Source organism: Bacillus thuringiensis (assembly GCF_001455345.1).
GTDB lineage: Bacteria > Bacillota > Bacilli > Bacillales > Bacillaceae_G > Bacillus_A > Bacillus_A thuringiensis_N.
Genome location: NZ_CP013274.1, coordinates 4,618,114 through 4,631,997, shown reverse-complemented (window position 1 = coordinate 4,631,997; position 13,884 = coordinate 4,618,114). Strand labels below are relative to the sequence as shown.

Sequence of the window (13,884 nt, the reverse complement as noted above, 5' to 3'; positions counted from 1 at the left end):
ATAAGTCGATATATTGTGTCGAATCGTTGATATATCGAAAAAATCGTTGATATATCCCTAGTTACGATAGATATAATTGAAAAATCGTTGATATATTATCGTTTCTCAATCGCCACGATAAATGGCGGGTTATTTTGCTGGTTAATGAAGCCGTATCGTAGTACGTGTGCTTGTTTTTGGTCTAGTTCTTCGGCAAATTTGAGAACAGCGTCGCGTTCTACTTGTCCTTCTGGATGTCCGTGGTAAATAACAAGGACGATGATACCTTCAGGTGCCATTACTTCTAATAATTGTTCGATTGCTGAAATTGTTGAGTTCGGTTTTGTAACGATATGCTTGTCTCCGCCTGGAAGATAACCTAAGTTGAAAATTGCGCCTGTTACTTTTCCTTTTGCATCTTCTGGTAATATGGATAGAAGTGTATCGTGACTATCGTGAACTAAAATAGTACGTTCGAAAAGTTCTTTTTCTTTTAGACGAGTTGTTGAGCTTTCAATTGCCTCTTTTTGAATATCAAATCCAAATACTTTTCCGTTATGACCAACGATTTCAGCTAGGAAGCAAGTGTCATGACCGTTTCCTAAAGTTGCATCTACAGCGTAATCGCCTTCTTTTACTGCCGTTTGCAGAAGCGAGCGAGCAAACGGTAATACACGTTCTAATTTCATTTTTGTTTCTCCTCATTTGCATATTTTCCTTGCCAGCTTCCGCGGCGTACAAATTCTGCATCGATGGAATTTAATACTTCCCATTTATTTAAGCTCCACATTGGACCAATCATTAAATCAGGTGGGCCGTCACCTGTGATGCGGTGCACAATTACGTCTTCTGGAATTATTTCAAGTTGGTCAACAACGAGACTTACGTAATCCTCAAGAGAAAGGAACTCGAGTTGTCCTTTTTCATATTGCTTCACCATTGGCGTTCCTTTTAATAGATGAAGTAAATGAATTTTAATTCCTTGCACGTCAAGCTTCGCTACTTCACGAGCTGTTTCCATCATCATGTCATAATCTTCAAGGGGAAGACCGTTAATAATATGAGAGCAAACTCTAATGCCATGCTTACGTAATTTATTTACACCTTCCACGTAAGATGGGTAGTCATGAGCGCGATTAATAAGATTTGCAGTGCGTTCATGAACGGTTTGTAGTCCAAGTTCAACCCAAAGATACGTGCGTTTATTTAAGTCCGCTAAATATGCAACGACATCGTCTGGTAAGCAATCTGGACGCGTTGCGATAGAAAGACCGACAACATCTTTTTCTGCTAGAAGCGGTTCGAATTTTTCTTTTAACACTTCAAGTGGTGCGTGTGTATTTGTGTACGCTTGGAAATAAGCGATACATTTTCCGTCTTTCCACTTTGAGCGCATTTTTTCTTTCATTTCATGATATTGCGTTATAACATCATCGCGGCGATCACCAGCGAAGTCACCAGATCCGGCCGCACTGCAAAATGTACAACCGCCGTAAGCAACTGTACCGTCACGGTTCGGACAATCGAAGCCAGCATCTAATGAAACTTTAAAGATTTTTTCACCAAATTCATTTCGTAAATGGTAATTCCATGTATGATAACGTTTATTGTCGTTTGTATATGGAAAAGGGTTTTGAACCTTCATTACTTTCCCTCCTAAGCCGAGTCAAAATGAAACAAAATCCATTATAACATACTCATAAGGTTCATATGGAAGGGACACACTAAAGGGGAATTGAAGCAAGGAGGGACAATTATGGCAGAGCGTCAATCACTTGAATCGTATATTACACAAGCGGAACAAGCGGTGGAATATGCGAAAGAACAATTAGATCTTGGTATGAGACAAGAGCATTACAATACGATGGAGTATTCAGATGCACAGTTACAATTAGAACAAGCATATAACGATTTACAAACGATGCAACAACATGCGAATGATGAGCAACGTGAGCAGTTAAATAGAGCGCGTATGGCAATTCGCCAATTGCAACATCAAATGATTATTACACCGCACTAATAAGGAGTGAAGGTAATGGCGAAACGTTCAGATCAAAATAACCCAGAGCAAAAAACGCAAAATGGGCATAACGCAGAGTTTTCGAATGAGCTTGATCCAGTTGTTCAAGTGAAACAGCGTAACAGTAAAAAAGGACAACCTCAAAAATCGAAACAATCAGAGTAGACCAGGTCGCAATATGACCTGGTTTTATTTTGCCATATGACAATAATGTAAGATTCCTGTAAGGTTTGTCGATAGTTGCGAGCCGTTTTCTCCAGTAGAGTAAGGAAGGATTAAATTTTATACAAGGAGTTGCTTTATGGGGAACAATATTACAAACAAACGAATTGATGAGTTAGATTACATTCGTGGCTTCGCACTACTGGGGATTATTTTAGTAAATATTCTCGCACTACTTAACATTAAAATTCCAGATCCTAATACAGTGGATGCTAGTTATCAAAGGTTTTTATACTTATTTGTAGAAGGTCGTTTCTTCTCAATCTTCTCATTTTTATTTGGAGTGGGATTCTATATCTTTATCTCTAGAGCAATTGCAAAGGGCAAAAATGGGTATGTTTTATTTCTACGCCGCTTAGTTGCACTATTTATTTTCGGTTTGATTCATTACATGTTTCAACCTGGAGAAGCATTAACGTTATATGCAATTTGCGGGTTAATCGTTTTACCGTTTTATAAAGCGAAAAAAGAAGTGAACTTAGTTATTGGTCTTATTTTAACACTTACCTTTAGTGTAATGGGTGTTAAAGAACTATTACCACTCGGTTTAATTTTATTAGGGCTTGCTGCAGGACAATATCGTGTATTTGAAAATCTTGCGCAAAATATAAAGAAAGTCGCTATTTTTACAGGTATTATGTTTGTTTTAAGTGTCGTAGCTGTATGGTATCAATACGGACACGTGCCTGCTGATCCATTTGTAAATATGATACTAATGAATGAAGACGGAACAATGGATGCTGCAGGCCAATTTTTAAAAATTGGTGTTACAGTGGGACCGATTATTTCAGCTTTCTACGTGGGAGCATTAATTTTATTACTTCAATTAAAACCAGTTCAAACAGTATTAGCGCCACTGAAATATTACGGTCGTATGGCTTTAACAAATTATATTGGACAAACTGCAATGATTTTAATCGCAGGAAGTGTATGTAACTTTGCAGGAAATTTAACTTACATGCAGACGTTATATGTATGTATTGCAATTTATGCAATTCAAATTGTGTTTAGTATGATTTGGATGAAAATCTTTAAAATGGGTCCACTAGAGTGGATTTGGCGTGTTATTACGTATTGGACGGTAACACCTTTAAAGAAATAAAGTGAAACTTTAATCAGTGGGCTGTTCCTTTCGCGGAACAGCCTATTTTTATTGTCATCTTTTGTCGATAAGTCGATATATTTTGGTAATCGCTGATAAAAGTGTAAGAATCGCCGATATATTTGAAAAATCGCTGATAAAAGTGTAAGAACCGCTGATATATTTTAACAATCGCCGATATAATTTCATTTACCGATTTACTATGTCGAAATGTGAACTAGTATGAAAAGCCAACCTTACACGCATCCATTTTCTATCTTACAAAAGTGTAAGGTAATTGTAATGTTAACAAATAGCAGTTCACTTCTAAAAAGCGCAAAATAGGTAATGGAAAAACAAGCGTAGGAGGATATATATGACGAAACCAGTTGTAGACGTGAAAAACGTTCAAAAAGTGTACGGTAAAAAAGGTGAGAACCAATCACATGCGTTAAAAGGTGTATCATTCTCAATTCAAGAGGGTGAGTTTGTTGGGATTATGGGGCCATCTGGTTCTGGTAAAACGACATTATTAAATGTAATTTCAACGCTTGATAAAGCAACAGGCGGCGTTGTTGAAATTGCGGGTACAGATATTACGAAAATGAAGCAAGGTGAGCTTTCTGATTTCCGTTCACAAAAGTTAGGATTCATCTTCCAAGACTTTAACTTATTAGAGAACTTATCAATTTATGAAAACATTGCATTGCCACTTTCACTCCAAGGTGTTCCATCACGTAACATTGGACCGAAAGTTGAGAAAGTAGCGGATATGTTAGGAATTACAGAAATACTTCAAAAGTACCCATCTGAAGTATCTGGTGGACAGAAACAACGTTCAGCAGCAGCGCGCGCTTTAGTACATGAGCCAGCAATTATTTTAGGGGACGAGCCAACAGGAGCGCTTGATTCTAAAAATGCAGCGAGTTTACTTGATGCGATGACAAACTTAAATAAAGATCAAGGCGTATCTATTATGATGGTTACACATGATCCGTATAGTGCAAGTTACTGTCAGCGTATTTTATTCATTCAAGATGGTGAGCTATATAAAGAAATTCACCGCGGTGGTACACGTGAAGAGTTTTATAAAGAAATTTTAGATGTGCTGGCAGACTTAGGCACACAAAAAGCGTAAGAAAGGAGGTCTAGGGCATGTTATTTAAACTTTCCATGTCAGGGCTAAAAAGTAAGCTGAAAGATTATATCGTCTTACTTATTGGTCTTGTCATGTCCATTTCAATTTTTTATATGTTTCAAACGTTAGCGTTAAACGAAGCCTTCCTTAAGGAAAATTCTACTATTGGTCAAATTGGATTTGTATTCCAAGCAGGTTCATTTTTACTAGCTATTATAACGTTCTTCTATATTTTGTATGCGAACTCTTTCTTACTATCTCTTCGTCAAAAAGAGTTTGGTATGTATATGATGTTAGGAGCAAAAAAGCATAAAGTTACATTACTTATGTTTATCGAAACAATCGTATTAGGTGCTGCGTCTCTTGCGATTGGTATTATAGTTGGTGTAGGCCTTGCAGAAGGTATCGGACAGTTATTAATGAAACAATTAGAATTTGCTGGTAAGGGCTATAAAGCATTTTATTTACCATCAATGACTGTTACTTGCATCTTCTTCTTTGCACTATTTGTATTATCAGCAATTATGAACAGTATTAAATTATCACGTATTTCTGTACTGCAACTTGTACATGCAGACGCACAAACAGAACGTGTTGCGGTAAAAGGAAAAATGACAGGTGTAGTTGCATTCCTTGCGGTTATTTTATTAGGTATTGGCTATGCATCAATGATTTACATGGAAAAACTAAGAGAAATGGGAATCCTTATTGCATTAATTACAACAACAGCTGGTACTTACATGCTGTTTGGATCACTTCTCCCAGTTATTATTAAAAAGTTAAAAGGTAATAAAAAGCGTAGTGAAAAAGGGCTTAACGCTTTTACATTTGCACAATTAAATTTCCGTATTAATAGTTTAACGAAAGTACTTGCAACAGTAGCGATGTTAGTTGCTCTTGGAGCCGGTGCCATTTCAGGTGGTATGGCGTTTAAAAATAACGTTATAAAAATGGTTGATGGTTTCGTAATATATGATTCAGTAGTTCATAATCCAACTGCTGAAGAAAAGAAAATTTTAGACGGTATTACATTTAAAGAGAAAAGCGAATATCGTTACAAAGTCGATGATAAATACGTTTACTATGTAAAAGAAGATTTAGAGAAAAATCGTCCTTTAGTAAAAGATATGTCAAATATGAAGTCGATGAAGGATTTAATGAATACAAAGAAAGTTTCAGCGGACCTGCCAGTAGGTGCAGTTTCTCGAGAAATGAATGAAAAAGATGCGAACGCTAAAGAACTTCCAGAAGAATGGGACGAGGCTTTCAGAACAATCCAGCCATTCTACGTACATGAAGATCATGCAATTAAAATTGTAGATCAAAAAATGTACGATACTATAAACGGTAAAGAAGGAATCGTATTTACTGGAAAAACAGATGATTTTGAAGCAAACATAAAAGAATGGAAAAAACTTGACGAGTTGCAACTAGATAAATATAAAAATGTAGCAGCTGAAAGATTAAATAGTAAATATCAAGCTTACGACATGTTCTACGGTGTTGCGAGCGGAACAGTGTTTATGGGATTCTTCCTGGGAATTGCATTCTTAGCAATGATGGCAAGTTGTTTAATGTTTAAAATTCTTTCTGGTGCATCAAAAGATATTACGCGTTATCAAATGCTTCGTAAAATCGGTGTGCGCCGTGAATTATTAACGAAATCCATTTATAAAGAATTATTCTTAGTATTCTTATTCCCAGCAATTATAGGTATTGCACACGTATTAGTTGGTATGAATATTTTCGGATTTATTTTAATCGATCCGTACTTCCGTATTTGGGTACCAATTGTAATTTTCGTAGTTATTTACACGATTTATTACTTTATTACAGTTCAATTGTATAAAGGAATTGTTCTTCCTAAGGAAGATTAATAAAAAAAACCGAGCGAAACTGCTCGGGTTTTTTTATTTTCAGAAAAAACACTTTAATGTTACTGAAATGTATAATATAATATAAATAAGTAACATAATATTAAAGTAGAAGCAGCTGGATCATGAAAGGAGGAATCCGATCTGTAGAAAGAGGCTGAACTTGTATCCCCTATTTTTCCTACCCCTACTGTATTTGCATAATTATAAATTTCCAAACGAAAAATTTTCGGCCCTAAAAGTATATTGTAAAAATAATGGATAATACATGGAAATCTCATAGCATGATAAGGTAAAATGGACAACATGATGAGAAAATTACCGTTCATAAGATGAGGAGAATACATGTATGGAAGTTGTAGAGGCATTAAAAGATATAAGTCAAATTGAGGCTATGAAAAAGTATTTAAAAGAGCACTCGCAGCGAGATTATCTTTTATTTGTTATTGGAATTAACACAGGATTAAAAATTACTGAGCTGCTTAGCATGAAATTTGAAGAGGTATTAAATGAAGATGGAACTGTTAAAGAGTTTTATTCTCTTCCTGTGAAGGATGAAAAGTTTAAACAAGATATTTATTTAAATACAAAAGTAAAAGAAGCACTTTTAGAGTACGTACAATCTATTAATGTGAAAAGAGAAAACTACGTATTTCAATCTAATAAAACGACAAATTCAATTACGCGTCAACAAGCGTATCGTGTAATTCATAATGCTGCTGAAGCAGTTGGGGTTGTTGGTAAAATCGGAACGAACTCAATGAGAAAAACATTTGGATTTCATGCATACAAAAGAGGGATAGCGATTGCGCTATTGCAAAAACATTTTCATCACGCGACACCTTCAGAGACATTAAAGTATTTGGGAATCTCAAAAGATGAAGAATTTAAAACAGAAATTGATGTAGATTTGTAAAAGCCGTAACTAAAAACTTTAGGAGGCGGGAATATGAATATTAGAGAGAGTGAATTACCTGGCATTGGATGTAAATTTGAAGTAATTACAAAAGGTAATGAAAAAATGGTTATTGTTATTCATGATGATGGCCGAAGGGAAATGTATCATTTTGATGCGGATCATGATGAGAGTATTTCAAGTATTTCTCTTCGTGATTCTGAAGCGAGACAAATTGCGGCTATATTAGGCGGAATGGTATATAGACCACAAGCGTTAGACACAATTGAGATGGCTTTTGAAGGATTATCAATTGAATGGTTTAAGGTGGAAAATAACGCACCAGTCGTACAAAAAACAATTGGTAGCTTACATGTCAGAAAAACGTATAATGTAACGATTATTGCTATTTTAAAAAAGAATATGAAGAAATTCTTTAATCCAGGTCCAGACTCTATTATTGAAGCTGGCGATATGCTCGTGTTATCGGGTGAAAGACATGAAGTGAAAAGAATTATTAATGAATTGCTTTCATCAGGAGGTGATTCATAATCGATGGATACTTTAATCTTTGAAGTTGGAACTGCGTTAGTATTAGTAGCTTTTGCAGCTATCCTCGCTGCGAAGTTAAAGTTCTCGATTATTCCGTTTCTCATTATACTCGGTATGTTAGTGGGGCCTCACGCCCCCGACTTAGGACTTATCGATTTAAGGTTTATTGAAAGCGGAGAAGTTATTTCCTTCCTTGGCCGTGTTGGCGTCATATTCCTCCTATTCTATTTAGGCTTAGAATTCTCAATAAAAAAATTAATTAAATCAGGAAAATCAATTGCTTTCGGGGGGACTGTCCACATATCACTTAATTTCATATTAGGTTTGCTTTATGGATATGTTATGGGCTTCCCCTTATTAGAGACGTTAATTATTGCTGGAATCATTACAATTTCATCGAGTGCAATTGTTGCAAAAGTAATTGTTGATTTAAGAGGATCTGGTAATAAAGAGACTGAATTAATATTAGGAATCATTATGTTTGATGATATTTTTTTAGCTGTATATTTATCAGTCGTTTCAGGTTTAGTACTTGGTGGGGCAACATCATTTGTAGGTGCTCTTACATCGGTGTTAATCGCAGTAGGGTATATGCTACTATTTTTTGTAATTGCTAGAAAAGCTACGCCGCTCTTAAATAAAATATTAGATATTTCGTCCAACGAAATTTTCATTATCGTAATATTTGCTATTTTATTCTTCGTAGCAGGATTTTCAGAAACGATTCACGTTGCTGAGGCAATTGGAGCGTTATTATTAGGACTCGTCTTTTCTGAAACAGAGCATAGCGATCGAATTGAGAAGCTCGTCGTTCCATTCCGTGATTTCTTTGGAGCCATATTCTTTTTCAGCTTCGGTTTAAGTATAGATCCATTTTCGCTTGGAGGAGCAGTGTGGTTGGCATTAGGAGCAGTTTTCATTACTCTAATCGGTAATTTTACTGCTGGAATGATTGCAGGACGTAAAGCCGGGTTATCCCATAAGGTTTCTACGAATATAGGTTTAACACTCGTATCACGCGGGGAATTTTCTATTATTGTAGCGAATATCGGCATTGCGGGTGGCTTAATGGCAGCGATTAAACCGTTCTCTGCACTGTACGTTCTAATATTAGCATCGTTAGGACCGTTATTAACGAAAGAGTCTGGGAGAATATACTCTCTACTAGATAAGGTATTTAAATGGAGTGCTAAAGAACGTGCAAAGCGAGAAAAAGAAGTTGGATAATATAAAAAGAAGAGGCTGCATGAAGTTCATGCAGCCTCTTCTTTTTATATATTGCTACTGTTATCATTTTTATTGGTAAGTCGATATATTTTTAAGAAGCAATCAATATAATTTCATTTACTGCAAAACCATTATCTGAATTTCATCAACTATTAATCAGTTGCCTTCCTATTTAAAAACGACTACAATTTTACTGTTATAGATGAACGAAAAAAATAGAATAGGAGGGGAGACTATGCCAAGGAAAGTATGGCTATTAGTAGCTGGGATGATTATTAATGTCACGGGTGCTTCTTTTTTATGGCCTTTTAATACAATTTATTTGCATGATCACCTAGGAAAATCTTTATCTGTGGCCGGAATGGTATTAATGATCAACTCGCTTACTGGTGTAATCGGAAACTTGCTCGGCGGTGTTTTATTTGATAAATGGGGCGGCTATAAATCAACTCTAGTAGGGATTGTCATTACACTCGTATCGATTTTAGGTCTTGTGTTCTTCCACGGTTGGCCTTTATACGTTGTGTGGCTAGCGTTAATCGGATTTGGTTCTGGAATGGTCTTCCCATCGATGTATGCGATGGTTGGTACGGTTTGGCCAGAGGGCGGAAGAAGAGCATTTAATGCGATGTATGTTGGACAAAACGTTGGTATTGCGATCGGAACAGCGTGCGGTGGATTAGTTGCGTCTTATCGTTTTGATTATATTTTCTTAGCGAACTTTATTTTATACTTTGTTTTCTTCTTAATTGCTTTTATTGGATTCCGTGGTATGGAAGACAAGAAAGAGCCAGGAGTGCAAAAAGAAATCGAAACGAAAAAAGGTTGGTCGCTTACACCTGGATTCAAAGCACTTCTTATCGTATGTGTAGCATATGCTTTATGCTGGGTTACATACGTACAGTGGCAAGGGGCGATTGCAACGCATATGCAACAATTAAACATTAGTCTTCGTCACTATAGTTTATTGTGGACGATAAACGGAGCGATGATTGTTTGTGCGCAGCCGCTAGTTAGTATGTTAATTCGCTGGATGAAGCGTTCTTTAAAACAACAAATTATGATTGGAATCATCATTTTTGCGGCGTCATTCATTGTATTAAGTCAAGCGCAGCAATTTACGATGTTCCTCGTTGCGATGGTAACATTAACAATTGGTGAATTATTTGTATGGCCAGCAGTTCCAACAATTGCAAATATACTTGCGCCAAAAGATAAGTTAGGGTTTTATCAAGGTGTTGTAAATAGTGCGGCGACTGTAGGGAAAATGTTCGGGCCAGTCGTTGGCGGAGCAATTGTTGATTTATACAATATGGAAGTATTGTTTATAGTAATCATGGTAATGCTTGTAGTAGCGCTTATAGCAACGAGCATTTATGATAGACGAGTAAAAGTAGAAGAAACAGTTGAAGAAAAAATTGCAGTTTAGTTTGACGGAACATGTAACATGTTTTAGAATATATTTAAATAAAACAACCTTTTGAACAAGGGAGATAGCTCGGCTGTCCTAAGACGAATTCGTTAGTTAGTAAGAGTAACGATTAACCGAGAAGCCACGCTGTAAGTAACCTCTTTAGAGATACGAGGCGGAGGGTAGTTCACTTAACTCATATTTGTAATAACAGTGAGAAGGAGTAGTAGTAATAGAAGCTGGTTTAGAGAGTTGACGGTCGGTGCAAGTCAATCCACGTTTCGTTATGAACTCGCCTTTGAGTTGCAGTTGTGAAACTAGTAGTAGCAATTGCCGTTAATCCACGTTACGGATCTAAGCGAATGTATATGTGTACATTAATTTAGGGTGGTACCGCGGGAATCTATAACCTCTCGTCCCTTTCTAGGGATGAGAGGTTTTTTGTATTTTGGGCGGTGAAAATAAATAGAATTTCAAGGAGGGTATCTCATGAGCTTTAATCATCAAGACATTGAGAAGAAGTGGCAAGGGTACTGGGAAGAGAATAAAACATTCCGTACGCCAGATGAGACAGAAAAACCAAAATTTTATGCACTAGATATGTTCCCATATCCATCAGGTGCAGGCCTACACGTAGGACATCCAGAAGGTTATACAGCGACAGATATTTTATCTCGTATGAAGCGTATGCAAGGATATAACGTTCTTCATCCAATGGGATGGGATGCATTCGGTCTTCCAGCAGAGCAATATGCACTTGATACTGGAAACAGCCCAGCTGAATTTACAGAGCTTAATATTAATACGTTCCGTAATCAAATTAAATCATTAGGTTTCTCTTACGATTGGGACCGTGAAGTAAATACAACAGATCCAAACTACTATAAGTGGACACAATGGATCTTCCTGAAATTATTTGAAAAAGGTTTAGCTTACGTTGATGAAGTACCTGTAAACTGGTGTCCAGCACTTGGTACAGTACTTGCGAATGAAGAGATCATTGATGGTAAGAGTGAGCGCGGTGGACATCCAGTTGAGCGTCGTCCGATGAGACAGTGGATGTTAAAAATTACAGCTTACGGAGATCGTCTATTAGAAGATCTAGATGAGCTGGATTGGCCAGAAAGCTTAAAAGATATGCAACGTAACTGGATCGGTCGTTCTGAAGGTGCAGAAGTACACTTCAACATCGATGGTACAGATGAGAAATTCACAGTTTTCACAACGCGTCCTGATACATTATTTGGCGCAAGCTACTGTGTACTTGCTCCAGAACATGCACTTGTTGCTGACATTACAACTGCTGAGCAAAAAGAAGCTGTAGAAGCTTACATTAATTCTGTAAAAATGAAGAGTGATTTAGAGCGTACAGAACTTGCGAAAGAGAAAACTGGTGTATTCACTGGTGCTTACGCAGTTAACCCAGTAAATGGTGAGAAATTGCCAATCTGGATCGCTGATTACGTTCTTGCAACTTACGGAACAGGTGCTGTAATGGCAGTTCCAGCTCACGATGAGCGTGACTATGAATTCGCATCAACGTTCAACCTTCCAATGAAGGAAGTTGTAAAAGGCGGAGACATTACGAAAGAAGCATACACAGGTGATGGTGCTCACGTAAACTCAGCATTCCTTGATGGATTAAATAAAGAAGAAGCAATCGCAAAAATGATTGAATGGCTTGAAGCAACGAGTGCAGGAAATCAAAAAGTAACGTACCGTCTACGTGACTGGTTATTCAGCCGTCAACGTTACTGGGGTGAGCCAATTCCAGTTATTCACTGGGAAGATGGCACAATGACAGCTGTGAAAGAAGAAGAATTACCATTAGTTCTTCCGAAAACAGAAAACATCCGTCCTTCAGGTACAGGTGAATCACCACTTGCTAACATTGACGAGTGGGTAAATGTTGTTGATCCTGAGACTGGTAAAAAAGGTCGTCGTGAAACGAATACAATGCCACAATGGGCTGGTAGCTGCTGGTATTACCTACGTTACATCGATCCAAACAACAGCGAAGCACTTGTAGATCCTGAAAAAGTAAAACAATGGCTTCCAGTTGATATTTATATCGGCGGAGCAGAGCATGCTGTACTTCACTTACTATATGCTCGTTTCTGGCATAAAGTATTATACGATATCGGTGTAGTTCCAACGAAAGAGCCATTCCAACAATTATTCAACCAAGGTATGATTCTAGGTGAAAACAACGAGAAAATGAGTAAATCAAAAGGTAACGTTGTAAACCCTGATGATATCGTAGCAAGCCATGGTGCAGATACACTTCGTCTATACGAAATGTTCATGGGACCATTAGATGCTTCAATCGCTTGGTCTGAAAATGGTCTTGACGGAGCGCGTCGTTTCCTAGACCGCGTATGGCGCCTATTCATTCAAGATAACGGTGGATTAAGCGAGAAAATTACTGATGCACCAAATAAAGAGCTTGAAAAAGCTTACCACCAAACAGTGAAGAAAGTAACAGAAGACTATGCAGAGCTTCGCTTCAACACAGCGATTTCTCAAATGATGGTATTCATCAACGATGCATACAAAGCTGAAACACTTCCGAAAGAATATGTAGAAGGTTTCGTAAAAATGATTGCACCAGTTGCACCTCACATTGGGGAAGAGCTATGGAGCAAGCTTGGTTACAATGAAACAATCACATATGCAAGCTGGCCAACATTTGATGAGGCTAAACTTGTAGAAGATGAAGTTGAAATTGTTGTTCAAGTTATGGGTAAAGTTCGCGCAAAACTAACAATGAGTAAAGATGCATCAAAAGAAGAAATGGAACAACTTGCACTTGAAGCAATTCAAGACCAAATTGAAGGGAAAACAGTTCGTAAAGTAGTTGTTGTTCCTGGAAAACTTGTTAACGTTGTTGCAAACTAATGAATAAAAGAAAAGCTCAGAGCGTTTATGCTCTGAGCTTTTTTGTGTAGAAAATAATCTCGGGGTCACCTTCATCTAAATTTTCAATTATGCCACTGCGTATAAAACCGTTTGCACTAAAAACTTTTTGCATACTTTCATTTGATTCGTTCGTTGAAGAAAATATTTTTTGAGTAGGAGAATGACTTAACATATATGAGAGTAACGAGCTTGCATAGCCTCGCCTTCTTTTTTCTGGCGAAATAATGATTAATGAGAGGAAAATACAACCAAAGAAATTCGTATCGTATGTTAGAAAACCGGAAATAGAATTATCTTCTTTTACAACGATGCATCTGCCTTCGTCAATAGTGTGCTTAATATAATTTCGTCTACTATCATTTCCGATTACATCAATATCTATATGTACGATTGAATCTAAATCATTAATAGAAGCTTTTTTTACGTTCTTCAATAGAAATACCTCCTAGAAAAAATATTCAGTTAATTGATTTTACCATGAATGAAGAAAAAGGAGCGGAATTCCAATACAGACAAACACCTATTTTTTTATAGGAAATATGATAAAAAAGGTAGGCTAAATTGAG

At 36.9% G+C, this 13,884-nt stretch carries 13 protein-coding genes and 1 other annotated feature; of the genes, 10 read left to right on the top strand and 3 right to left on the bottom strand.

The window, feature by feature from the left end; genetic code table 11:
* Nucleotides 1-95: 95 nt before the first annotated feature.
* Nucleotides 96-668: a tRNA 5-(aminomethyl)-2-thiouridylate-methyltransferase MnmM gene (locus tag ATN06_RS24225; RefSeq protein ID WP_060632621.1), complete on the bottom strand. Its 573-nt coding sequence runs from the start codon at nucleotides 666-668 to the stop codon at nucleotides 96-98.
* Nucleotides 665-1,624 carry a tRNA modification radical SAM protein MnmL/YtqA gene (locus ATN06_RS24220; RefSeq protein ID WP_000868018.1) on the bottom strand — a complete coding sequence of 320 codons (960 nt, stop codon included), beginning with the start codon at nucleotides 1,622-1,624 and terminating at the stop codon, nucleotides 665-667. Before ATN06_RS24220 ends, ATN06_RS24225 begins: the two co-directional genes overlap by 4 nt.
* 111 nt (nucleotides 1,625-1,735) lie before the next feature.
* Here ATN06_RS24220 and ATN06_RS24215 point away from each other — a divergent pair, with 111 nt between their 5' ends.
* The 10 genes from ATN06_RS24215 to leuS all read left to right on the top strand — a co-directional run bounded on the left by ATN06_RS24215 (nucleotide 1,736) and on the right by leuS (nucleotide 13,297).
* The gene (locus tag ATN06_RS24215; protein ID WP_000840865.1) at nucleotides 1,736-1,999 is read left to right on the top strand and encodes a YtzC family protein; all 264 of its coding nucleotides are present in this window, start codon (nucleotides 1,736-1,738) and stop codon (nucleotides 1,997-1,999) included.
* A gap of 15 nt (nucleotides 2,000-2,014) precedes the next feature.
* Entirely contained in the window at nucleotides 2,015-2,164 is a 150-nt protein-coding gene (locus ATN06_RS24210) for a hypothetical protein (protein WP_001129344.1), read from the top strand.
* Nucleotides 2,165-2,300: 136 nt separating this feature from the next.
* Nucleotides 2,301-3,323, top strand: a complete 1,023-nt coding sequence (locus ATN06_RS24205; RefSeq protein WP_060632620.1) for a DUF418 domain-containing protein — start codon at nucleotides 2,301-2,303, stop codon at nucleotides 3,321-3,323.
* Between the two features lie 355 nt (nucleotides 3,324-3,678).
* Entirely contained in the window at nucleotides 3,679-4,440 is a 762-nt protein-coding gene (locus tag ATN06_RS24200; protein ID WP_000165843.1) for an ABC transporter ATP-binding protein, read from the top strand.
* A gap of 17 nt (nucleotides 4,441-4,457) precedes the next feature.
* A complete protein-coding gene (locus tag ATN06_RS24195; RefSeq protein ID WP_060632619.1) occupies nucleotides 4,458-6,317 on the top strand; it encodes an FtsX-like permease family protein in 1,860 nt (619 codons plus the stop codon).
* A 346-nt stretch (nucleotides 6,318-6,663) separates the two neighbouring features.
* Nucleotides 6,664-7,230 carry a tyrosine-type recombinase/integrase gene (locus ATN06_RS24190; protein ID WP_000454223.1) on the top strand — a complete coding sequence of 189 codons (567 nt, stop codon included), beginning with the start codon at nucleotides 6,664-6,666 and terminating at the stop codon, nucleotides 7,228-7,230.
* Between the two features lie 33 nt (nucleotides 7,231-7,263).
* The gene (locus ATN06_RS24185; protein ID WP_060632618.1) at nucleotides 7,264-7,761 is read left to right on the top strand and encodes a cation:proton antiporter regulatory subunit; all 498 of its coding nucleotides are present in this window, start codon (nucleotides 7,264-7,266) and stop codon (nucleotides 7,759-7,761) included.
* A gap of 3 nt (nucleotides 7,762-7,764) precedes the next feature.
* Nucleotides 7,765-8,988 carry a cation:proton antiporter gene (locus ATN06_RS24180; RefSeq protein WP_060632617.1) on the top strand — a complete coding sequence of 408 codons (1,224 nt, stop codon included), beginning with the start codon at nucleotides 7,765-7,767 and terminating at the stop codon, nucleotides 8,986-8,988.
* 235 nt (nucleotides 8,989-9,223) lie between these two features.
* A complete protein-coding gene (locus ATN06_RS24175) occupies nucleotides 9,224-10,417 on the top strand; it encodes an MDR family MFS transporter (protein WP_060632616.1) in 1,194 nt (397 codons plus the stop codon).
* Nucleotides 10,418-10,603: 186 nt separating this feature from the next.
* Nucleotides 10,604-10,823 (top strand) — a binding site (T-box leader).
* A gap of 65 nt (nucleotides 10,824-10,888) precedes the next feature.
* Nucleotides 10,889-13,297 carry a leucine--tRNA ligase gene (gene leuS, locus ATN06_RS24170; RefSeq protein ID WP_060632615.1) on the top strand — a complete coding sequence of 803 codons (2,409 nt, stop codon included), beginning with the start codon at nucleotides 10,889-10,891 and terminating at the stop codon, nucleotides 13,295-13,297.
* 25 nt (nucleotides 13,298-13,322) lie between these two features.
* Here the strand turns inward: leuS and ATN06_RS24165 are convergent, their stop codons facing one another.
* A complete protein-coding gene (locus tag ATN06_RS24165; protein WP_060632614.1) occupies nucleotides 13,323-13,751 on the bottom strand; it encodes a GNAT family N-acetyltransferase in 429 nt (142 codons plus the stop codon).
* Nucleotides 13,752-13,884: the final 133 nt, after the last annotated feature.